At 68.8% G+C, this 21841-nt stretch carries 18 protein-coding genes; 11 read left to right on the forward strand and 7 right to left on the reverse strand.

Going from position 1 to position 21841, the window contains the following annotated elements; translation table 11 throughout:
- Positions 1-84 precede the first annotated feature (84 nt).
- Both ABFT43_RS16130 and ABFT43_RS16135 read left to right on the forward strand, forming a co-directional pair.
- Positions 85-1218 carry a phosphotransferase family protein gene (locus ABFT43_RS16130; RefSeq protein WP_347961344.1) on the forward strand — a complete coding sequence of 378 codons (1134 nt, stop codon included), beginning with the start codon at positions 85-87 and terminating at the stop codon, positions 1216-1218.
- 1 nt (position 1219) lies between these two features.
- Entirely contained in the window at positions 1220-2362 is a 1143-nt protein-coding gene (locus tag ABFT43_RS16135) for a hypothetical protein (RefSeq protein ID WP_347961345.1), read from the forward strand.
- A gap of 174 nt (positions 2363-2536) precedes the next feature.
- Here ABFT43_RS16135 and ABFT43_RS16140 read toward each other — a convergent pair whose 3' ends face one another.
- The gene (locus ABFT43_RS16140) at positions 2537-3604 is read right to left on the reverse strand and encodes an alpha/beta hydrolase (RefSeq protein ID WP_347961346.1); all 1068 of its coding nucleotides are present in this window, start codon (positions 3602-3604) and stop codon (positions 2537-2539) included.
- A 224-nt stretch (positions 3605-3828) separates the two neighbouring features.
- Between ABFT43_RS16140 and ABFT43_RS16145 the strand changes: the two genes are divergently transcribed.
- Positions 3829-4398, forward strand: coding sequence for a type 1 glutamine amidotransferase domain-containing protein (locus ABFT43_RS16145; protein ID WP_347961347.1), 570 nt, complete (start codon positions 3829-3831; stop codon positions 4396-4398).
- A 108-nt stretch (positions 4399-4506) separates the two neighbouring features.
- Here the strand turns inward: ABFT43_RS16145 and ABFT43_RS16150 are convergent, their stop codons facing one another.
- The gene (locus tag ABFT43_RS16150) at positions 4507-5121 is read right to left on the reverse strand and encodes a maleylpyruvate isomerase family mycothiol-dependent enzyme (RefSeq protein WP_347961348.1); all 615 of its coding nucleotides are present in this window, start codon (positions 5119-5121) and stop codon (positions 4507-4509) included.
- A gap of 105 nt (positions 5122-5226) precedes the next feature.
- Here ABFT43_RS16150 and ABFT43_RS16155 point away from each other — a divergent pair, with 105 nt between their 5' ends.
- Entirely contained in the window at positions 5227-6552 is a 1326-nt protein-coding gene (locus ABFT43_RS16155) for an aspartate aminotransferase family protein (RefSeq protein ID WP_347961349.1), read from the forward strand.
- A gap of 33 nt (positions 6553-6585) precedes the next feature.
- On the opposite strand, the gene ABFT43_RS16160 is transcribed toward ABFT43_RS16155, so the two are convergent.
- Entirely contained in the window at positions 6586-8595 is a 2010-nt protein-coding gene (locus tag ABFT43_RS16160; protein WP_347961350.1) for an OPT family oligopeptide transporter, read from the reverse strand.
- 210 nt (positions 8596-8805) lie between these two features.
- On the opposite strand from ABFT43_RS16160, the gene ABFT43_RS16165 reads away from it, so the two are divergent.
- Entirely contained in the window at positions 8806-9450 is a 645-nt protein-coding gene (locus ABFT43_RS16165; RefSeq protein ID WP_347961351.1) for a TetR/AcrR family transcriptional regulator, read from the forward strand.
- A 24-nt stretch (positions 9451-9474) separates the two neighbouring features.
- Here ABFT43_RS16165 and ABFT43_RS16170 read toward each other — a convergent pair whose 3' ends face one another.
- Positions 9475-11070, reverse strand: a complete 1596-nt coding sequence (locus ABFT43_RS16170; protein ID WP_347961352.1) for a GMC oxidoreductase — start codon at positions 11068-11070, stop codon at positions 9475-9477.
- Between the two features lie 407 nt (positions 11071-11477).
- Between ABFT43_RS16170 and ABFT43_RS16175 the strand changes: the two genes are divergently transcribed.
- On the forward strand, positions 11478-12314 hold the full coding sequence (locus ABFT43_RS16175; RefSeq protein ID WP_347961353.1) for an SDR family oxidoreductase: 837 nt from the start codon (positions 11478-11480) through the stop codon (positions 12312-12314).
- A 65-nt stretch (positions 12315-12379) separates the two neighbouring features.
- On the opposite strand, the gene ABFT43_RS16180 is transcribed toward ABFT43_RS16175, so the two are convergent.
- A complete protein-coding gene (locus ABFT43_RS16180) occupies positions 12380-12802 on the reverse strand; it encodes a DUF5313 domain-containing protein (protein ID WP_347961354.1) in 423 nt (140 codons plus the stop codon).
- 188 nt (positions 12803-12990) lie between these two features.
- Here ABFT43_RS16180 and ABFT43_RS16185 point away from each other — a divergent pair, with 188 nt between their 5' ends.
- Positions 12991-13494: a MarR family winged helix-turn-helix transcriptional regulator gene (locus ABFT43_RS16185; RefSeq protein ID WP_347961355.1), complete on the forward strand. Its 504-nt coding sequence runs from the start codon at positions 12991-12993 to the stop codon at positions 13492-13494.
- Between the two features lie 241 nt (positions 13495-13735).
- Entirely contained in the window at positions 13736-15463 is a 1728-nt protein-coding gene (locus ABFT43_RS16190) for an MDR family MFS transporter (protein ID WP_347961356.1), read from the forward strand.
- Here ABFT43_RS16190 and ABFT43_RS16195 read toward each other — a convergent pair.
- The gene (locus ABFT43_RS16195; RefSeq protein ID WP_347961357.1) at positions 15458-16852 is read right to left on the reverse strand and encodes a DJ-1/PfpI family protein; all 1395 of its coding nucleotides are present in this window, start codon (positions 16850-16852) and stop codon (positions 15458-15460) included. The two genes, ABFT43_RS16190 and ABFT43_RS16195, sit on opposite strands and share 6 nt — an antisense overlap.
- On the reverse strand, positions 16849-17457 hold the full coding sequence (locus ABFT43_RS16200) for a TetR/AcrR family transcriptional regulator (RefSeq protein WP_347961358.1): 609 nt from the start codon (positions 17455-17457) through the stop codon (positions 16849-16851). The genes ABFT43_RS16195 and ABFT43_RS16200 overlap by 4 nt, the downstream gene beginning before the upstream one ends.
- Positions 17458-17599: 142 nt before the next feature.
- Here ABFT43_RS16200 and ABFT43_RS16205 point away from each other — a divergent pair, with 142 nt between their 5' ends.
- From ABFT43_RS16205 to ABFT43_RS16215, 3 genes are all read left to right on the forward strand, one after another.
- The gene (locus ABFT43_RS16205; protein ID WP_347961359.1) at positions 17600-18787 is read left to right on the forward strand and encodes a CaiB/BaiF CoA transferase family protein; all 1188 of its coding nucleotides are present in this window, start codon (positions 17600-17602) and stop codon (positions 18785-18787) included.
- A gap of 142 nt (positions 18788-18929) precedes the next feature.
- Positions 18930-20462 carry a catalase gene (locus tag ABFT43_RS16210; RefSeq protein WP_347961360.1) on the forward strand — a complete coding sequence of 511 codons (1533 nt, stop codon included), beginning with the start codon at positions 18930-18932 and terminating at the stop codon, positions 20460-20462.
- A 91-nt stretch (positions 20463-20553) separates the two neighbouring features.
- Positions 20554-21840 (forward strand): competence/damage-inducible protein A, encoded by a 1287-nt coding sequence (locus tag ABFT43_RS16215; RefSeq protein ID WP_347961361.1) that lies wholly within the window; start codon positions 20554-20556, stop codon positions 21838-21840.
- Position 21841 lies beyond the last annotated feature (1 nt).

Raw genomic sequence — 21841 nt, forward strand, 5'->3', positions numbered from 1 at the left:
CGACTTTCCGGAAGTCGCTGCGCGAAGCGCACCACATCTGCTGTCATTACGCTACTCACCGTAGCGAAACTCTTGGGGGTTGTCGTGGCCACCGAACCCGCCGTCGAACACATCGACCATCTGCAGCGCTCCAGCCGGGACACCGCCTCGGTCCCGCAGACACTCGCCGGCTGGCTGGCCGGCCAACCGGACACGCCCGACGCCATACCCGTGGTGACGGTGGAGGCCGGTGTCGACTCCAACGGAATGTCGTCGGAGACGATCCCCGTCACCGCAACCTGGGCCGGCTCGCCCACCCGGGATTGGGTGATGCGCATGGCACCGGCCGCCGGCGACGTGCCGGTCTTCCGCACGTACCGCATGGATCACCAGTTCGAGGTGATGCGTCTGGTCGCCGAGCTCACCGATGTCCCCGTGCCGCAGGTGCACCACCTCGAGGAGACGGGATCGCTGCTCGGCGCGCCGTTCTTCCTCATGGACCGGCACGCCGGCGACGTGCCACCCGACGTCATGCCGTACACGTTCGGCGACAACTGGTTCGCCGATGCCTCCGCGGCGGAACGCCGCCGCATGCAGGACGCGCTGGTCCACGTGATCGCCGACCTGCACGCGATCCCCGACGCGCACGACCGCTTCGGTTTCCTCCTCGACGGTCTGCCACCCGGAAACACCGTTCTGGCAAGACTTCTCGCATGGTTGCGGGACTGGTACCAGCTCTCCGTGGAGGGCATCGGCCCCTCGCCCCTCGTCGAGCGCGCACTGACGTGGCTCACCGAGAACTTCCCCGACCACGCGGCGCGCGCCGAGTCGGTGCTGTCCTGGGGAGACGCGCGGCTGGGCAACATGATGTTCGTCGACGCCGCGCCGACCGCCGTACTCGATTGGGAGATGGCACGTCTCGGCCCGCGTGAACTCGACGTGGCGTGGGCGATCTTCGCCCACCAGGTGTTCCAGGAACTCGCCTCGATGGCGGGCCTGTCCGGACTTCCCGATCTCCTGCGCGAGGAGGACGTCCGCGCAACGTATCTCGACCGAACCGGGGTCGAGCTCGGCGACCTGCGGTGGTTCCACGTGTTCGCGGCGGTCCAGTGGTGCTGTGTGTTCATGCGCACCGGGGCGCGTCGAGTCCACTTCGGGGAGATGGAACGCCCCGACGACGTCGACGGCACCCTGTTCTATCACCGCCCCCTGCTCGAACGTCTGCTGGAGGAATCCTGACATGAGCCGCACCGGCCTCGGCCCCCTCGACGAGTACCCGATTCACCAACTGCCGCAACCGATCGCGTGGCCGGGCAATTCGGACCGCAACTTCTACGACCGCGCCTATCTGAACGCCCACGACCGCAGCGGGAACGTCTTCCTCATCACCGGTATCGGCTACTACCCCAACCTCGGCGTCAAGGATGCCTTCGTCCTCATCCGTCGCCGGGACTCCGGCGGAGCGGACACGCAGACGGCGGTCCACCTGAGCGACGCCATCGACGACGACCGTCTCGACCAGCACGTGGGCGGGTACCGACTCGCGGTCGACGAGCCCTTGCGCACACTACATCTCACGCTTGCCGAGACCGAGGGGATCGCGCTCGACCTGCACTGGGAGGGCCTGTTCGACCCGCTGCTCGAACAACCCCACCTCATGCGCCAGGGCATAAAGGTCACGCTCGACGCGCAGCGCTTCGCGCAGGTCGGGTCGTGGCGGGGCAGCATCACCGTCGACGGCGAGACCATCGACGTCGACCCGTCGACCTGGATGGGCACCCGCGATCGATCGTGGGGCATCCGTCCCGTGGGCGAACCCGAACCCGCCGGCCGCCCGGCGGATCCGCCGTTCGAGGGCATGTGGTGGCTGTACGTGCCGATGGCGTTCGACGACTTCCAGGTCGTGCTCATCGTGCAGGAGGACCCCGACGGTTACCGCACCCTCAACGACTGTTCGCGGGTCTGGAAGGACGGCCGCGTCGAGCAGCTCGGCTGGCCGCGCATCTCCGTCCACTACGCGTCGGGCACCCGGATCCCCACGGGTGCGACGATCTCCGCGACCGCGTCGGACGGATCGCCGGTGACGCTGGAGGTGGAGTCGCTGCTCGCCGTGCCCATCCACGTCGGCGGCGGCTACGGCGGCGATCCGGACTGGCAGCACGGCATGTGGCGCGGCGAGGACTTCACCGAACGCGTCACCTACGACATGACCAGCCCGGAGATCGTGGGGCGCACCCCGTTCGGCGTCATCGACCACGTCGGTAAGGCGGTGTGCCGGGAGGCCGACGGCACGACCCGCACCGGGTGGGGCCTGTTCGAGCACGGCGCGCTCGGCCGCCACGACCCGTCCGGTTTCGCCGACTGGCTCAGCGTCGCCCCCTGACCCGGGGGCCGGAACACCTGATCCCCCACCCGACCACCCGAGCACCCGAGCACCCGAGCACCCGAGCACCCGCGAAATCGCGGTTCACCTCGGAATCGCGAGCTCCAACTCGCGATTCTTTCGGTCAACCTGCGATCCTCCGGCTGCTCCTGCCCGGCGGGGTCTCGACGGCGCTCAGTCGAGACCCGACAGGAACTCGTCGATACGCGGCCACGTCTCCTCGACGGCCGCCGACCCCGCGATGAGCCCGAGGTGACTCGTCTCGACGGTGGTGAATTCGACGTGCGGAGACCCGGTGAACAGGTCGACGCCGTGGTGCGCTGCCTCCCAGCTCACGATCGCGTCCCGGTGGCTGCCGAAGAGCTGCACCGGCACGTCGACCTTCGAGAGCTCGACGGTCACGTCGTCGAAGTGCAGAACCCCACGCGCGAGCTCGCCGCGCATGATGAAGTTCTCCCACATCTGCTGCGATGCCTTGCCCGGATAGCCCGGCATCGTCTCCTGGAATCGGTCGATGGCCTTCATCCGCGTCAACGCCTCGGTGTCGTGGGCGTTGCGGATGATGTAGCCGGGTTTCTTGAGCTCCCGCTGCCAGGCGGTCCCGCGGTAGGCGACCTGCACGAGCGGCGCCGGGATGCCGCCGAGCGCCCGCAACGCCAGCGACACCGGCGCGGTGCCGATCGGCTTCATCAATGTCTTGACCAGCGGGTACGGCGGGATCCGGTCGTAGTCGAGGGGTGTCCCGACCGCGGTGACCGACCGGACCGGAAGGCCGGGATTCGCCGCGATCGTCAGGAAGGCGATGGTCCCGCCGAGACTCCACGAGATCAGGTCGACCTTGCCGGCCTGATCGCCGTCGCCGTAGAAGTCGGTGATGGTCCCGGCGATCGCGCCGGGCACGATGTCGCCGAAGAAGTCCTCGAACCCGAGGTCCCGGTCGTCACGGGTCATCTCCCCGAAGTCGACGACATACGGCACCCGGCCGGTGGCCAGCAGATGTTCGACGAGACTCAGGCCCGGCGTCAGGTCATAGCAGTTCGTCGACACCGCCAGCGGCGGGATCAGCAGCACCGGGCGGGTCGACGCCGCCCGCGCCGAGGTCAGTTCCTCGTCGGTGCCGTAGCGACGCAACTGCCGATGCGGCGCGTCGACGAGCACGGTGTTCGGCGTCGGGCGGGTCTCGCCGACCTCCCCGCCGCGTGCCAGGTGGATCAGCGTCGCGACACCGTCGAGACCACCCATGTGGACGTTCCTCCCCCGTCGATCGGATCAATTCCCGGACGCCTCCGGGCACGTGACGCAGCCATTCAACACGGTCCGCAACCGGTCCACATGATTGGGGGCGGTCACCCGTGGGTACGCGACGGATCCGCGACCGAGACCGCGTCGAAGGAATATCAGGTCGAAGGAATATCAGACAGTCGCGCCGACCCACCGACGTGCCGGTGCCGACGAGGAGGACAGCCATGGCCGAAGAACTCAACGACGTCACCGTCGCCTTCCTGGTCGCCGCGGAGGGCGCCGAACAGGTCGAACTCACCGAACCGTGGAAGTCCGTCGAGGCATGCGGCGGCAAGCCGGTGCTCGTATCGCTGGAACCCGGCACCATCCAGGCCTTCGACCATCTCGACCGCGCCGACACGTTCCCGGTCGATGTGACGCTCGCCGACGCGCGGATCGCCGACTTCGACGCCCTCGTCCTGCCCGGTGGCGTCGCGAACCCGGATTTCCTGCGCGTCTCGGCGCCCGCCGTCCGCTTCGTGCGCGGCTTCTTCGAGGCCGGCAAGCCGGTCGCCGCGATCTGTCACGCGCCGTGGACGCTCATCGAGGCCGACGTGGTGCGGGGCCGCACGCTCACCTCCTACCCGAGCGTGAAGACCGACGTCATCAACGCCGGCGGCAATTGGGTCGACGAGGAGGTCGTCACCTGCCGCGGCGGCGACAGCGTGCTGATCACCAGCCGGCGGCCCGACGACCTGCCGGCGTTCAACGCCGCGCTCGTGTCGGTGTTCGCACACAGCCGCGTCCCGAACTGAGTCATCGGCGCCGCCATCTCCCGATCACGGGGGGGGGCAGGAGAGCACGCGCGATCGCCACGAAGGCCCCACGGGAGACACCGTCGGGGCCTCCGCGGCCTGCCGGCGTCACACCACCGAGATCGGCCCGTTCTCCCGCCCGGTCAGCACCAGCAGCGCCCGCTCGCCCTGCCCCGTGATCCGCGCGGCCTCGGCGGCCGTGGACAGCGCCGACGCGAGCACCGCCGACGGAAGGGGCGACGACGAGCCGATCGCCCGTGCGATATCGAGGCCGTGCACCGCGAGCTCGAAGGTCCGGGTGGGCAGGTAATCGGACAACAGGATGCCGCCCCACGGGGTGGCCACCGGCCGGTCGGCGATGCCGTCGAGCGCGGCCGCGGCCCGATCCCGCCGCGCGGCCGCCTCGGCCAGGGGATCGTCGCCGAGCTCGACGCCGGCCGCAACACCGCGGGCGGTGACCTCCGGCGCCGACGCGAGTCCCTGGATCTTCGCGTAATAGCTTCCGACGCGGTCGATGTCGACCTCCGGTTCGGGCTGGTCGAGATAGTCTGCGACGGTCGTCAGGGAGCGGGTCGTATGGCCGACCAGCGACCGGACCGTCCACTCACCGAGACCCGGTGCCTCCCACTGTTCGTCGGTGATCTCGTCGATGAGGGCGAGCAAGTGCGCTGCGCCCGCGAGGTAGTCGTCGACCACCGGCCGCAGGTTCCGGTCATCCACCATGGTGTTCCCTTTCGTTCGCGGAAACCGCCGTCCGAGCACACGATATGCGGCGCGGTGCCGACCTCGACGCGCGAGGTCGACGACCCGGCTCGTACCGTGGTCGTCATGACCACCGACTCCCCCTCCCGCGACCGCGCCGCCACCGGCGTCGACACCCGCCACCTCATCCGGTACGGCGGCCAGTTCTCGCCCGAGCCGATCGTGCGGGCGTCGGGAAGCTGGGTGGAGACCGCCGGAGGCCGTCGCCTGCTCGACTTCACCTCAGGGCAGATGTCGGCGATCCTCGGCCATTCCCATCCCGACATCGTCGCGACGGTGACCCGCCAGATCGGTGAGCTCGACCACCTGTTCAGCGGCATGATCTCCCCACCGGTCGTCGAACTCGCGGCCCGGCTCACCGAGACCCTGCCCGAGTCGCTGGACAAGGTGCTGCTGCTGAGCACCGGCGCCGAATCCAACGAGGCCGCGATCCGGATGGCCAAGCTGGTCACCGGGAAGCACGAGATCGTGTCGTTCGCCCGCTCCTGGCACGGCATGACGCACGCCGCCGCGGCGTCGACCTACAGTGCCGGACGCACCGGCTACGGCCCGGTCGCGCCCGGCAACTTCGCCCTGCCGACCCCGAATCCGTACCGGCCGGATTTCACGAATCCCGACGGCACCCTGGACTGGCAGCGACAGCTCGACTTCGGTTTCGAGCTCATCGACGCCCAGTCGACCAGCTCGCTGGCCGCCTGCATCGTCGAACCGATCCTGTCCTCCGGCGGCGTGATCGTCCCTCCGCCCGGCTATTTCGCGGCACTCAAGCGCAAGTGCGAGGAGCGCGGAATGCTGCTCATCCTCGACGAGGCGCAGACCGGGTTGTGTCGCACCGGTTCCTGGTACGCCTTCGAACGCGATGGCATCGTCCCGGACATCCTCACCCTGTCGAAGACCCTCGGCGCGGGGCTGCCGCTGGCGGCGGTCGTCACCTCCGCCGAGATCGAACAGGCCGCCCACGACCGCGGATATCTCTTCTTCACGACCCACGTCTCCGACCCGCTGGTCGCGGCGGTCGGCCTCACCGTCCTCGACGTGCTGGCGCGCGACCGTCTCGATGCCCGTGCGGCGCGGGCGGGTTCGCTCCTGCGCGACGGCCTCGAGGAGATCCGGGGTCGGCACGAGTGCGTGGGCGACGTGCGCGGACGCGGACTCATGCAGGGTATCGAGCTCGTCACCGACCGGGAGACCAAACAGGGTGCGGACCGGCTGGGAGCCGCGATCACGACGCGATGCTTCGAACTCGGCCTGCACATGAACGTCGTGCAGCTCCCCGGGATGGGCGGCATCTTCCGGATCGCGCCGCCGCTGACCGCCTCCGACGACGAGCTCCGCACCGGACTGGAGATCCTGGACACCGCGATCGGCGAATGTGCCGCCACGACTTGGTGATCCGGTGAGCGCCGGTTGGCCGACGAGACCGGGTCAGGCCGGCGGGCCGTCGACCTTGTGCCCGGTCTCGAGCTCGGGGTCGCTGCTCTCGGTGGCGAGCTTCGTGGTGCGCTTGTAGAGGATCGCGACCACGGCGGCGAACACGATGACGCCGAGGATCTGCGCCCATGTCTCGAAGCCGTCGCCGACGACGGCGAGCACCGAGTCGTCTCCGGTCGCCGCGACGATGCCGGCGTACACCACGCCGAACAGCGCCTCACCGACGATGAGACCGGTGGCGAGCAGGACGCCCATGCGCTTCTTGTGCTCGACCGCACCGCCCGAGCGTTCGGCCCACTTGTCGTAGAAGTACCCGAGGAACGCGCCCACCGGGATGATCAGTGTCACCGACATGGGCAGGTACATGCCCATGCCGACGGCCAGTGGCGGGATGCGGAAACGTCCGGCACGGCCGAGGAGCTCGTCGACGAGGATGACGACGGCGCCGATCAGCGCGCCGAGCCCCACCAGCCCCCAGTTCAGGTCGGCGCCGAGCACGCCCTTCGCGAGCGTCGACAACAGCCCCGCCTGCGGCGCGGCCAGCGCGTCGGGACCGGCGCCGGGCGCGCCGACGAAACCGAAGACGTCGTACATGAGGCCGAGGATCGGCGGGATGATCGCCGAACCGAACAGCACGCCCACCACCAGCGCCACCTGCTGCTTCCACGGCGTCGCGCCGACCAGCTGACCGGTCTTGAGGTCCTGCAGGTTGTCGTTGGAGATGGTCGCGACACCGAACACGATCGCCGCCGTGAACAGCGTGTAGGCGATGAGCGCATCGGTGTGCGAGTCGTCGGTCGCCCCGTAGACGGCCTTGATGAGGATGGCCGCGATCAGCACGACGAGGATGCCGACGCCGGAGATCGGCGAGTTCGACGACCCGATCAGACCGGCCATGTAACCGCAGACCGCCGCGACGGCCAGGCCGATCACGAACACGAACACGACGCTGACCGTGATGATCCCGGCGGCGCTGCCCTCGAGCACGGTGCTGTGCACGAAGTCCCACAGCAACAGGCCGATCGGGATGAGCAGCACGAGGATGCTGCCGCCGACGATGTTGAACGGGATGTCGCGCTCGGTGATGTCGACGGTCACGCCATCGCGTCGCGACCGCGAGGAGGCCAGCGAGCCCTTGATGCCGCCGACGATCGGACCCATCACCTTGATGAGGGTCCAGATCGCGGCGATGGCGATGGCGCCTGCACCGATGAGGCGCACGTCGTTGGCGAACACCCCGGACACGATGTCGCCGAGCGCTTCGCCCGGTTCGCCGGCATTCTGGCTCTGGATCGGCAGCAGCACGCCGTAGGAGATGACCAGCCCGATCAGCATCGCGATGCCCACCGTGACGCCGACGAGATGCCCGATTCCGATGAGGGACATGGACAGTCCGGCGGTGAACAGGGTGCCGCCCGCGCCGACCTTGATCGTGGCGGAGATGGCGTCGCTGAGGACCCTCAGCTTGGCCAGGAGTGCGAATCCGGCCGAGGCGATGGAGCCGACGATGATCGCGCGCAGGCCGGCCCTGTTCTCCCGGGCCCCGCCGGTGGAATCACCGACCTTCAGGACCTCGGCTGCCGCAACGCCTTCCGGATACGGGAGATCCGAGCCGGTGACGAGGGCCCGCCGCAGCGGGATGGAGTACATCACGCCGAGGATGCCGCCGATCGCACACACCGCGACGGTGATCCAGTACGGGAAGCCCGTCCACCAGCCGATCATCACCAGGCCGGGGATGACGAAGATGATCGCCGAGAGTGTACCGGCCGCGGACGCGATGGTCTGGACGATGTTGTTCTCGACGATGGTGTGGTTCGCGAAGTTGCGCAGGATGCTCATCGAGATGACCGCCGCCGGGATGGCCGTGGCGAAGGTGAGGCCCACCTTGAGACCGAGGTACACGTTGGCGGCGGTGAAGACAAGAGTGATGACGCCACCGAGGAGAATCCCTCGAAGCGTCAGTTCGGGCAGACTTCTCGCAGCCGTCGGCGTCGTCGCCATTGAAGGATCCCTCCCGCGGATCGTGACCGGTTCGCGGGTCGTGTCCACGGGCCGGGGTCACAGGTGTCGGTCGCTTCACCATAGGTCGGCCGGGTCTGCCACGCACGCACCCCCCGCCGTATCGGTCGGCCGACGGTCGCGCGCCGGGACGATGCCACGCGTCGGCGAACCGTACTCGGGACGGGACGGCCGGTAGGGCATCATTTATCCATGACCGAGGGGAAGACGGAGCAGTCCGCCCGCACCCGGCAAGCACTCATCACCGCGGCGGAGAAGCTGATCGCCCTGCACGGCGTGTCCGCGGTGTCGAGCAGGCAGATCAGCAAAGCCGCCGGTCAGGGCAACAACTACGCGGTCGGGCACCACTTCGGCAGCAAGGCGGACCTGATCCGGGCGGCGCTCACGGTCCACAACACCCCGCTCGATGAGTTGCGCCGGAAGGCGCTCGACGAGATCGGGCCCGACCCCGGGGTCCGCGACTGGGTCCGGTGTCTGGTCCGACCCGAGATCGAGTACCTGGGCCGGCTCGCCTCCCCCACCTACTTCGCGCGGTTCTTCGCGCAGGTGTCCGCCGACCCGTCGACCACCACGCTGCTCTACGAACAGATGGGCGGGTCCGCACCACTGCTCGCGATCCTCGAGGGCTTCTACGGCGCGCTGCCCCCGTTCCCCGACGACGTGCTCGAGATCCGCAACAACATGACGCGCCACATCATCGTCAACACCCTCGCCGACATCGAGCGCGCCGCCGAGGACCCCGCCCACACCCCGACGCCGTGGGAACGCCAGTGTGAGATCGTGGTCGACGCCCTCACCGGGATGTGGCTCGCGCCGGTCACCCCCGATTCGCCCTGAGGCGCGACGAGGGGCCTCGACCGGTCAGATCACCGTCCCCACGTCCTTCGCGACGATGTGGTCGAGCGCGCGTTCGGCGACCGCGGCGATGGTCATCGACGGATTGCACGCCGCGGTGGTGCCGGGCATGAGGGCGCCGTCGATCACGTAGAGACCGCGCTGCCCCTTCACCCGGCCCTCGAGGTCGCAGACGACACCCATGTTCGCCCCACCCAGCGAATGCCAGGTCGACGGGAAGGTCGCATTGGTATCGACGAGGATCGCGTCGGGACCGGCGATCCTGCGGACCGCGCGATCGATGTGTGTGGTCTGGATCTCCGAGTCACCCTCGTGCGGCCACTTCAGGATCGCGTCCCCCGCAGCGGAATCGTAGGTGATCACGCCGCGTCCCGAACTGACCCCGAAGCCGACGAGCATCGTCGTCCGGGCCCGGACCGGCAGGGGCGGCAGCGACGCCTGGACGACGGTGAACGCACTCTTCGGGTCGCTCCAGTTGGGGCTGCCGTACACAACCGGACCGCCTTGCACCGCACCGAATTCCAGGCTCGGACTGGTCCAGGTGTAGATGCGGTCGGCGTTGGTTCCCCAACCGTGTCCGAGGCCGTCGGGCAGGTCGGTGATCGTCCCGGCCTCCCGGGCTTTGACCAACAGCTTCGTGGTGTTGACGCTGCCCGCCGACAGGATGAGCGCCTTGGCGACGATCTCCTTGTGCTCCAGCACCTTTCCGGTCTCGTCGGTCCGTTCGACGTCTAGTGACCACTTGCCGTCCTTCCGCCGGGAAACCTGCCTCACGGTATGCAGGGTGCGCACGGTGACGAGTCCGGTCGCCTCGGCCTGACGGATGTAGGTGACGTCGATGCTGTGCTTGCCGCCGTTGTTGACGCCGATCGCGCCGTCACCGTTGGTGTATGCCGGTTTCATCTCGCCGCGGAGTTCGGCCTCCGCGTAGCTCCAGTCGATGGGCATCGGGATCTTCTGCAGCGGAAGGCCCTCCGCCCGAACACGTTTCGCGAACTGGCGCGAAGCCAGGTACTGCGGCGCACGGATCAGCGAGTCCGGCGCGACGGCCACCTGTAGCATCTTCGCGACCCGCGGGTAGTGGACGCGGTTCATCAACTGCCAGTCGAGGGCGTTGGGGAAGTGTTCGTTGAACACCGCCTCGCTCGGCTGCAGGGTCATTCCCTGGTACACCAGCGAGCCGCCACCGAGGCCGGCGGGGCACAGCGCCGTCATGTTCACGCCCGCAACCGATTCGAACAATCCCACATAGGGTTCCACGCTGAGTGGCCTGCCGAACGGGTTCGGCGTGGACTCGTGCCAGAGCATCCGCTTGTCGGGCTTCGACGACCGGGGGAAGGTCTCCGCGTTCGGCCCGGTCGGCCAGCGCTTTCCGCGTTCGAGCAACAACACCGGGACACCTGCCTGCGCCAGCCGCAATGCGGCGACCCCGCCGCCGAAACCGGAGCCGACGACGACCACCCGGTGTTCCTCGCGCGTGCTGCGCACCCGCCGTGACGGCGTCGCCGACGCCGGGGCGCCGATGGAGGTTGCCGCCGCGCCCGCGACGGTGACGGCCGCGGCCTTGAGGAAGGTTCGTCTCGTCGCTGGGGCCCCGGACATGCATCTCCTGTCGTCGGCGCACGGGAGGGTTCCCGCACGCACGTGCTGAGGGAGCCCACGGCAGATCTCGCCGCGGGCGGGAGAACCTGGGCGGCCCCGGACCTCGCGGCCGCCCGGAGAAGGATTCGGTATACGAGGCGGCTGTGTCAAGGGCTACAAGCCTTTTCGGTCTCGAATCCACACTCGACCGCCGGCGCCCTTGACAGATCTTCAGTCATATGACTGAATCGTTCTCCTACGGGCCCGGACCCTCAGGCCCCATGACGTCGGCGATCGAGTGATCCGGTGTGTGTGAGCGGCCGCGGTGCGCAGAGGGGTGCACATCACGGCCGGACCGACGCGCACCCGTCGGGCACGATCGCCGCTGTTACGATGGCCCGACCGATTACGGCCGGGGGGGGAGTTGCATGTCAGATCACTTGCGGGACAAGACCATCATCATCACCGGGGCGGCCGCCGGTTTCGGCAAGACCATCGCCGAGAAGTGCGCCGCACGGGGTGCGCACGTCGTCGGAGTGGACATCGACGCCGATGCGCTGCAGATGGTCGTGGACGGGATCGCGGCGAGCGGTGGTTCGGCGATCGCACATGCGGCCGACGTGACCGACATGCGACAGATGAAGGACGGTGCCCGTCTCGCGGTCGACAGGTTCGGCGCGATCGACGTCATCGTCAACAACGCCGGGGTCATGCCGCTGGCGTTCTTCGCCGATCACGAACGTGCCTGGGAGAGGTGGCACCGGGCGATCGACATCAACATCAAGGGTGTGGTCAACGGGATCTCCGCGGTCTACGACCAGATGATCGCGCAGGGGCGCGGGCACGTCGTGAACATCGCGTCGATCTACGGCAACGGCGGATTCGAGGGTTCTGGCGTGTACAGCGCGACGAAGGCCGCCGTGACCATGCTCTCGGACTCGTTGCGAATCGAGGCCAAGGGCAAGATCAAGGTCACCACGGTCAAGCCGACCGGGGTCGCCGGCACCAATCTCGCGAGCTGGATCGTCAACGACCGCGCGATCCGCGGCATCGTCGGCCAGCGCGCGGCGTCGTACAAAGAGCACGTCGGCCAGATGCTCAGGGGTGAGCTTCCCGAAGCCCTGACCGACGTCGACTCGATCCAGTACTGGCTCATCACGCCGGAGGACCTCGCGAACGCAGTGGTACACGTGATCGACCAGCCGTGGGGCATCAGCCTCTCGGACGTGACGGTTCGTGCGAGTGGCGAGGACTACCTGTACTGATCCGGACCCTTGACGGCTCGCAGCGCAGAAGTCGGCGTGCCGCAGCCACCGGGGCGGTGTGGGACTCAGTGCGGCCGGCGCACCTCACCGCGGTACTTGCGGTGGTACTCGTCGTAGAGGTCGGCGTTCTTCTCCCGCTCGAGACGGTTCACCAGGTCCGGGTTGAGGCCGTGCTGCGCGAGACGGTGACGGCGGTAGACGCGGTTGAGCGCGATCGAGAAGAACAGGTAGGCGAGCAGGATGGGCATCGTCATCGTGAAGCGGACACCGAAGTCGGCCGGGACGAGCCACATCGGGGCGAGGATGATGATGCAGGGGATCGCCCAGCGCACGACCATGCGGAGCGACGCACCCGGACCCGTGAGATCCTTCTCGACCCACTCGGTCATCGACTTCGGGAGAGGGGCCCAGTAGGCGTACTTGATGTACTGCCAGGTGGACGGGGTGGTGCGTTCGGTTGTTGTGCTCACCATTCGATCGTGCACCATCACGGCGGGTGGTCCCAAAAACTCCGTCGCACGTCACAGAGACCAGAGGACCGCCCGGCGACGCCGATCCGTGCGGCCCAGACCTGCGGAATCCGGCATATCGAACACGTGCCGAGTGTGCTCGGCCACCACGCTCGGTACCCTGACCGCGACCCTGCGTCGCACCACCTCCGAAAGGACCCGCGATCATGAGCTCGGACTCGACCACCGCCGCACCGGGCGACCCGATCGACTCCGACGCCATCAGTGGCCTCGAGGCGGAGCTGACCGACTTCTGGCGGCGCGGCCGCATCCGGACCCGCCTGCGCGCCCGTGCGATAGACCCACGCCTCGATCCGTCCTGCTATCCGCTCATCACAGTGCTCGCCCGCCACAACTCGATGCCGATGTCCGAGCTGGTCAGCGCCGTGGGCATGGAGAAGTCGACGGTCACGCGGCAGATCGACGCCGTGGAACGACTCGGCCTCGCCGAGCGCCATCCCGATCCCCGTGACGCCCGCGCTCGCGTCGTGACCCTGACCCCGCACGGCCGCGAACGCGTCGACGCGGTCCTCGCCTCCGCGGTCACCGAGTGGCGCGCACGGCTCGCGAAATGGGACCCGGAGGACATCCGCACCCTCACCCGCCTGCTGCATCGCCTCAGCGAAGCCGCCTCGGACGACCCCGCCTCGCGCACGGACGCCCAGTCCTGAGAGGCACGACACACTCGTCCCGGGATCGCGGGGAATAACTCAGATCGTTGCGCGTTACACCTTTCGCGCCCTATAGTTGCAGTATTCAACTAAACGGGCGTCCCCTGTGCCCGTTTTCATCACCCCTCCGGCACGCAGAGATCGCGACGTCGACCGAGCCCACGTCGACGCGCCACCCGCGCGCCCGCCTGAACCGCGCCGTTTCACCGACGACGCCCTACACGACCGAGGAACCGCCTGCATGACAACGTCCCCGACCCGCGTCGAACCCGCGGACACCCCGATGACGCATCGCCAGCGCATCAACGCGCTCATCGGCCTGCTGCTGGGCATGTTCGTCGCCCTCATGTCGGCGACGATCGTGTCGAACGCGCTGCCGACGATCATCACCCAGCTACACGGAACACAGGATCAGTACACCTGGGTGGTCACCGCGACGTTGCTGGCATCGACCGCCGCGACCCCGATCTGGGGCAAGCTGTCCGACGTCTTCAGCAAGAAGCTGCTCGTCCAGCTGTCGCTCGCCGTCTTCACCATCGGCTCGATGCTCGCGGGTCTGTCGACCACCGTCCCGATGCTGATCGGATTCCGCGTCGTCCAGGGTCTCGGACTCGGCGGTATGCAGTCGCTGGTCATGATCGTCATCGCGTCGATGTTCAGCCCGCGGGAACGCGGCCGCTACCAGGGCGCGATCGCCGGTGTCATGTCACTGGCCACCGTCGCCGGCCCGCTGCTGGGTGGCGTCATCGTCGACACGAGCTGGCTCGGCTGGCGGTGGACGTTCTATGTGTGCGTCCCGCTCGCGGTCATCGCCATGATCGTCGTCCAGCGCACGTTGAACCTGCCGCTGATCCGTCGCGAGGTCCACATCGACTACGCGGGAGCCCTGCTCATCGCGGCCGGCGTCAGCGTCCTGCTGATCTGGGTCACGCTTGCCGGCAAGAACTTCGACTGGGCCTCGACCACCTCATTCGGCCTCATCGCCCTCGGCCTCGCGATGCTGGCCGTCGCCCTCTGGGTGGAGTCCAGGGCGAAGGACCCGATCATCCCGCTGTACCTGTTCAAGGACCGCACCACCACCCTCGCGACGATCGCGAGCATCGCGGTCGGCGTGGCACTGTTCGGCGGCGCCGTGTTCCTGGGCCAGTACTTCCAGATCGCCCGTGGCTACTCCCCGACCGCAGCGGGCCTCCTGACGCTCCCCATGGTCATCGGCTCGCTCGTCTCGGCCACCGTGTCCGGGCGACTGATCACCAAGTTCGGCCGCTGGAAGGCATACCTGGTCGCCGGCTCGATCGTGATGGCCCTCGGCTTCGGCCTGCTCGCGACCATCGACTCCCACACCAACATGGCGGTGCTCGGGTGCTACCTGTTCGCGCTCGGCCTCGGCATGGGTATGACCATGCAGAACCTGGTGTTGGCCGTCCAGAACACCATCGCCCCGCGCAATCTCGGTGCGGCGACGTCGGTCGTCACGTTCTTCCGGTCGCTCGGCGGTGCAGCCGGCGTCTCGATCCTGGGCGCGGTGCTGTCGAACCACGTCGCCGATCTGATCGCGCAGGGGCTGCGTGCGGTCGGCATCACCCAGACCGGTTCCGGCGGCGCGGGTCTGTCGAACCTCAACGAGCTGCCCGCACCGATCGAGGCCATCGTCCGCGGCGCCTACGGTGACGGCACCGCACGGATCTTCCTGGTCTCGATGGTGATGGCGCTCGTCGGCACGCTGGCGGTGCTGTTCATCAAGGAGGTCGCGCTGAACACCCTCAATGCCGAGGACCAGCGCCGCGCCGAGGCCGCCCTCGCCGCGTCGGGGGATGCCGGACCCACCCCGGCCGCGGTTACGGCCGCAACGACCCTCGACGCAACGACCGCCGCCGCAGGGCCCGCCGCCGAGGGCGCCCACGCCGGCCCCGCCCGTCGGGTCGTCACCGGCGCCCCGGCCTCCACGGAGTCCGATCGTCGATCATGACGACCGGCGCCTGTCCCGGAGCACCCGGACGCTGATGCGCACCAGCTGAACGAGACCGATCGCGGCCGCCGCCAAGGTGGCCGCGATCGCCGTCTGCGCCCACGGCCAGGGGGCCACGCCATCGCGACCGGCGGCCGGGACGTCCACGGGATATTGCAGGCTCTTCGCCACCCACGACGCGGTGGCGCGGTCGTAGTGGACGGCGATGTCATCGAGGACCGGGTCGAACGCGAACCGATCCGACCGATGCAGGTACGTCGGTTCGGGACCGTCACCGACGACGGCCGCGGCCACCCCGGTGCGGGCGGCCTCTGCGCCCGGCACCAAGAGACGGTCGATCCCGCCGGCACCTGCCACATCGGACGCCGGGATGACGGTCACCCCGTGCCGGGACGTCACCGGCCCGCCGTCCGGTGACACCGCGGTGAGCGTCGCCAGCCACGAGAGCTCGGTGTACGGGCGGAAGGCGGATGCCAGCTCGATCTCGCCCACCCCCGGGGTCAACAGCACGCCGTTGCGCGGGCGGTCCCAACGGAACGCGGCGCTCAGCGCGAACGGCAGGTCACCGGGCCCGAGCGCGGCCGGATCGATGTCGACACCCGCCCCGGAACCATATCCGCGCCAGTGGATCTCCCGCGAGATCCGGGGCAGCTGGTCGCCGCCTCCGAGCCGTTCGACGACGCGCATCGCGGCATCGATGCCCGACAGGACGCCCGCCGCGGTGATCGTCGGCCCGTCCTCGACGAACCGCACGCCATCGACCCAGTCGGTGTCCCCGGGCTCGCGCCGCAACCCGACGAGCTTGAGCCAGTGCGTGGTCGCGCGGCGACCTCCGAGGATGCCGACATCGGCGATGTCGGCCGCGCCCACGCAGACGCTCATCACCAGGGTGTCCGGGTTCTTGTCGAGAGTGTCTGCCACCCAACGCATCTCGCTGTCCCGATCACCGTGCATCTGCGCGACGACGATGACCTCGGGCGCGCCGCCGGTCATCTCCTCGATCTCGGCGAAGGTGCGTTGCGGCAGAACCGTGAGTCCACCGCCGAGCGTGATGGGCCCGGGTTCCTCGGCGACGAGGAACACGTTGACGATCCCGGACCGTGCGAAGACCTCGTAGGGCGCGAGTGTGTCTGCGATGTTGGTCCCGCCCCCGGCGAGGAGGATCGCCACCGTCGGCCGCTCGGGCCGGAACCCGGGCGCGCGCTGGGCGGCGAGCCCGACATCGGCCGGGCGCACCGCCGCCGGTTCCGGATACACCTGCGCCGCCGCCCTCTTCGCCGACGGCAGTCCGACGGCCACCCACACGCCCGCCACCGCCACGATCGACAGCAGGGTCCAGGCGACCGCTGCGAGCGCCCGTCGCAACCGCGGGTGACCGGTCGCACTCACGGCATCGATCCCACGGCACGGTCCGGGGGCACCGGCACCCCGGCGCCCGGCGGCGTCACCGTCCCGGACATCGTCGCGAAGATCAGTTTCGGTGCGTCTGCGGCGTCGATCCCGCCCTCGTGCACCGCGCTCGACGCACCGTGGGTCACGGTGTGCAGCAACGAGACCAGCCATCCGGTCGAGATGTCGTCGCGGAACACCCCGCTGCGCTGCCCACGGGCGAACAGCGCCTCGGCCGCAGCCATCGGCTCGGCGTGTGCGAGCGTCAATTCGTCTGCGGGAAGGGCTCGTTGGGCCGCGACCAGCAGCGCTCCGTGACGGTGCGCCACCGACCACGAGGCGTCGACGAGCCGGGCCAACGCCTCGAACGGGTCGCCCTCGTGGAGGCGCGCCGCGGTGATCGCGGCCGTCGTCTCGGCGAGCGCCCGGTCCACCGCGGCGGCGAGCACCGCCGCCCGGTTCGGGAAGTGGCCGTACAGGGTCACGCGGCCGACGCCCGCCTCCTTCGCGATCACCGACACCGACGCCTTCGGGTCGCGGGCCAACACCCGGATCGCCGCGTCGATGATCGCCTCCACATTCCGCCGCGCATCCGCCCTCTGCATGCGCTCGCCCATCTCCGACACGACGTACCTCCCGGGCCGACCTCTCGAACAGATGGGTCCAGGCTAACAGAACTCGTACAGCAGTGTTCGAGTTAATTCGGGAACCGTTGACGAACCGGACGTGCCGGGTGATTCTTGGCCGGTGAAATCGGACCACCCGAATGCTCCACTGCCACTCGAGGGCATCACCGTCATCGCCCTGGAGCAGGCCGTCGCCGCGCCCTTGGCCACCCGCCACCTCGCCGACCTCGGGGCCCGGGTCATCAAGATCGAGCGGGTCGGGGAAGGAGACTTCGCGCGGCAGTACGACTCCGCGGTACGCGGCAGGGCCGGAACCCATTTCGTCTGGCTCAACCGCGGCAAGGAATCGGTCGAGCTCGATCTCAAGAGCGATGCGGGCATCGCGGCGATCAAGAAGCTGATCGCCGGCGCCGACGTATTCCTGCAGAACCTCGCACCCGGGGCCGCGGCGCGACTCGGTCTCGGAGCCGACGAACTCCGCGCCGACCACCCCGAACTCGTCGTCGTCGACATGTCCGGGTACGGCGACTCGGGACCGTTCCGCGATCGCAAGGCCTACGACATGCTCGTGCAGGCCGAGACCGGCCTGATCTCGGTCACGGGCACGCCCGACGAGATGACCAAGACCGGTATCCCGTCATCCGACATCGCCGCCGGGATGTACGCCCTCACGTCGGTGTTGTCCGCCCTGTTCCGGCGAGAGCGGACCGGGGTCGGGGCGCGGGTGGCGGTGTCGATGTTCGACGCGACGGTCGAGTGGATGGGCCATGCGATGTACATGCGGCTCTACGGCGGCAAGCAGATCGAGCGCGTCGGCGTGGGCCACGCGGCGATCGTGCCGTACGACAAGTACCCCACCGCCGACGGCCACATCCTGATCGGCGTGCAGAACGACCGGGGCTGGGACACCCTCACCCGCACCGTGCTCGACCGCCCGGACCTCGCCGACGATCCCCGTTATCGCACCAACATCGACCGGGTGTCCCGGCGGGCCGAGGTCGACGCCGCCATCGCCGCCGAGACCAAGCACTTCACCACCGCCGAGCTCGACCGCAGGCTCGCCGAAGCCGGTGTGCCCGCCGCGGAGATCCGCGACCTGGCGGGCGTCGTCGCCCATCCGCAACTCGGCGAACGCGACCGGTGGCGAGAGGTCGACACCGAGGCGGGTCCGATCCAGGCGGTGCTCCCGCCGATGACCTTCGACGACGTCGAACTGGCCATGGGGCCGGTACCCGCGCTCGGCGCGCATACCGAGTCGGTGCTGCGCGAGTTCGGGGTCGAGGTGACCGGACGATCTCGAATCGTCTGACCTGGCCCGACACGTCAGCACGGTAGGATCGGCAACGCCGGCCTGCAGCCCTCGGGCCGCGCATTCCATGCTCGACGCGCGGTGAGGGATGTTCCCGGCACGACGTGTCGCGCCAACGGATACCTGACCTCGCGGAGGCGACATGTCGGACGATTCGCTGTACACGACCCGGGACTCGGGAGCACCGGCCGGGAGTGACGAACATTCCCTGACCGTCGGCCCCGGAGGGCCCATCGTGCTGCACGATCACTACCTGATCGAGCAGATGGCCCAATTCAACCGCGAACGGATTCCCGAGCGGCAGCCGCACGCCAAGGGCAGCGGGGCCTTCGGAACGTTCGAGACCACTGCGGACGTCTCGGCCCACACCTGTGCGGCGCTCTTCCAGCCCGGCGTGAAAACCGAGATGGCGGCGCGGTTCTCGACGGTGGCCGGCGAGCGTGGGAGCCCGGACACCTGGCGCGACCCGCGCGGATTCGCGCTGAAGTTCTACACGACCGAGGGCATCTACGACATGGTCGGCAACAACACGCCGATCTTCTTCGTCAAGGACCCGATGAAGTTCCAGCACTTCATCCGTTCGCAGAAACGCCGCCAGGACAACAATCTTCGCGATCACGACATGCAGTGGGACTTCTGGACGCTCTCGCCGGAATCCGCACACCAGGTCACGTGGCTGATGGGTGACCGCGGGATCCCGAAGACGTGGCGGCACATGAACGGCTACAGCTCCCACACCTACCTGTGGGTCAACGCCGAGGGCGTGAAGCACTGGGTCAAATACCATTTCAAGTCCGACCAGGGCGTCGAACACCTCACCCAGCACGAGGCCGATCAGATGGCCGCGGCCGACACCGACTTCCACACGCGCGACCTCTTCGAGAACATCGCGTCGGGCAATCACCCGAGTTGGACGCTCAAGGTGCAGCTGATGCCGTTCGACGACGCGCCGGACTACCGCTTCAACCCGTTCGATCTGACCAAGGTGTGGCCGCACGGCGACTACCCGTTGATCGAGGTCGGCCGGATGACGCTGCACACCAACCCGGTCGACCACCACACGCAGATCGAGCAGCTCGCCTTCGAGCCGAACAACGTGGTCCCGGGCATCGGCTTCAGTCCCGACCGGATGCTCTTGGCACGAGTGTTCTCCTATGCCGACGCCCACCGTGCCCGCCTCGGCGGCAACTACAAGCAGATCCCGGTGAACGCGCCGATCAACGAGGTCCACTCGTACTCCAAGGACGGCGCGATGCGCATCCACAACGTCACCGACCCGGTATACGCCCCCAACTCCAAGGGTGGTCCGGCGGCACTGTATCCCGGTCAGGGAGAGCCACAGTGGGCCGCCAACGGCGAGATCCTGCGCAGCGCGTACGTCGACCACCCCGAGGACGACGACTGGCGGCAGGCCGGCACGCTGGTCCGCGAGGTGTTCGACGACGCGGCGCGAGACCGGTTCGTGGACAACGTGGTCGGCCACCTGCTCAACGGCGTCTCCGACCCGGTGCTGGAACGCGCCTTCGAGTACTGGCACAACGTCGATCCGAACATCGGGGCCCGCATCAAGTCCGGGGTGATCGAGATGAAGAACGAGTCGGACCCGAAGAAGGTCGACCAGGGCAACCCGGCGCGGACGTCGATGCAGGAGAAGGCCAAGGAGGAGAAGGCCTGAGGGCGGCCCCTCGGCCCGCCGGAGGGATCACGCTGCGTTCTCGCTCAGGGAGCGGACGCCGCACGCGCCCCGGTTGACTAGGCTCGACTCCGTGAGTGTGCGTGCAGGAATCGTCGTGACGGGGACCGAGGTGCTGACCGGGAGGATCTCCGACCAGAACGGACCGTGGTTGTCCGAGCAGCTCCTGACGCTGGGCGTCGACGTCGCCCACATCACGATCTGCGGCGACCGCCCGGCCGATCTGACGGCCCAGCTGCGCTTCCTCACCGACCAGGGTGTCGACCTCATCGTCACCAGTGGCGGCCTCGGCCCCACCGCAGACGACCTCACCGTCGCGACGGTCGCCGCCTTCTGCGGCCGCGAGCTGCGGCTCGACCCCGATCTCGAGGAACACATCGCCGGAATCATCCGGCGATGGCGGCCGGACGCCCCCGACATCGACGAGGGCCCGACGCGGACCGGCATCCGCAAGCAGGCGATGGTCCCGGTCGGGGCGTCGAGCCTCCCGCCGACCGGCACCGCGGCCGGTGTGGTCATCCCCGCCACGACCGGCGACGCCCCGATCCCGACCATCGTCATCCTGCCCGGCCCGCCCGGCGAGCTGCAGGCGATGTGGCCGTCGGCGGTCGTCTCCCCAGCGGTCGGCGAGATCCTCTCCCGCGCCGACGACCTGGAGCAGGAGACCGTTCGCGCCTACGGCCTGCACGAGGCCCGGCTCGCGGAGACGCTGCGCATCGCCGAGACACGGATCCCCGATTTCGACCGACTCGAGATCACGACGTGTCTCCGACGCGGCGAACTCGACATGGTGACCCGTTTCGCCTCCGACGACGCGGACGTGTACCGGCAGCTGCTCGACGTACTGACCGAACACCATGCGCGCCAGATCTTCTCGACCGACGGCTCGACCATCGATGACCAGCTGGTGGAGATCCTGGACGGTCGGACGATCGCGACCGCCGAGTCGTGCACGGGTGGGCTCGTCGCCGCGCGTCTCACCGACCGGCCCGGCTCGTCGGCCTACGTCATGGGTGGTGTCGTGTCCTACTCCAACGACGCCAAGTCAGATCTCATCGACGTTCCGGCCGAGATGATCGCCGAGCACGGCGCGGTCAGTGAGCAGGTTGCCGCGGCGATGGCCGAGGGCGCGCGACGCCGGTTGAAGACCGACGTCGCGGTCTCGACCACGGGCATCGCGGGCCCCGGCGGCGGCACCGAGACCAAGCCGGTCGGCACCGTGTGCTTCGGCGTCTCGATCGAGGGCCGACCCACCCACACGGTCACCCGCCGTTTCCCGGGCGACCGTGAACGGGTCCGCTCACTGACCACCACGGCCGCACTGCATCTGGTGGTCCAGCAGCTCAAGCGCGTGGGCTGAC

Origin of the sequence: Gordonia aurantiaca (assembly GCF_039939235.1) — a bacterium.
GTDB lineage: Bacteria > Actinomycetota > Actinomycetes > Mycobacteriales > Mycobacteriaceae > Gordonia.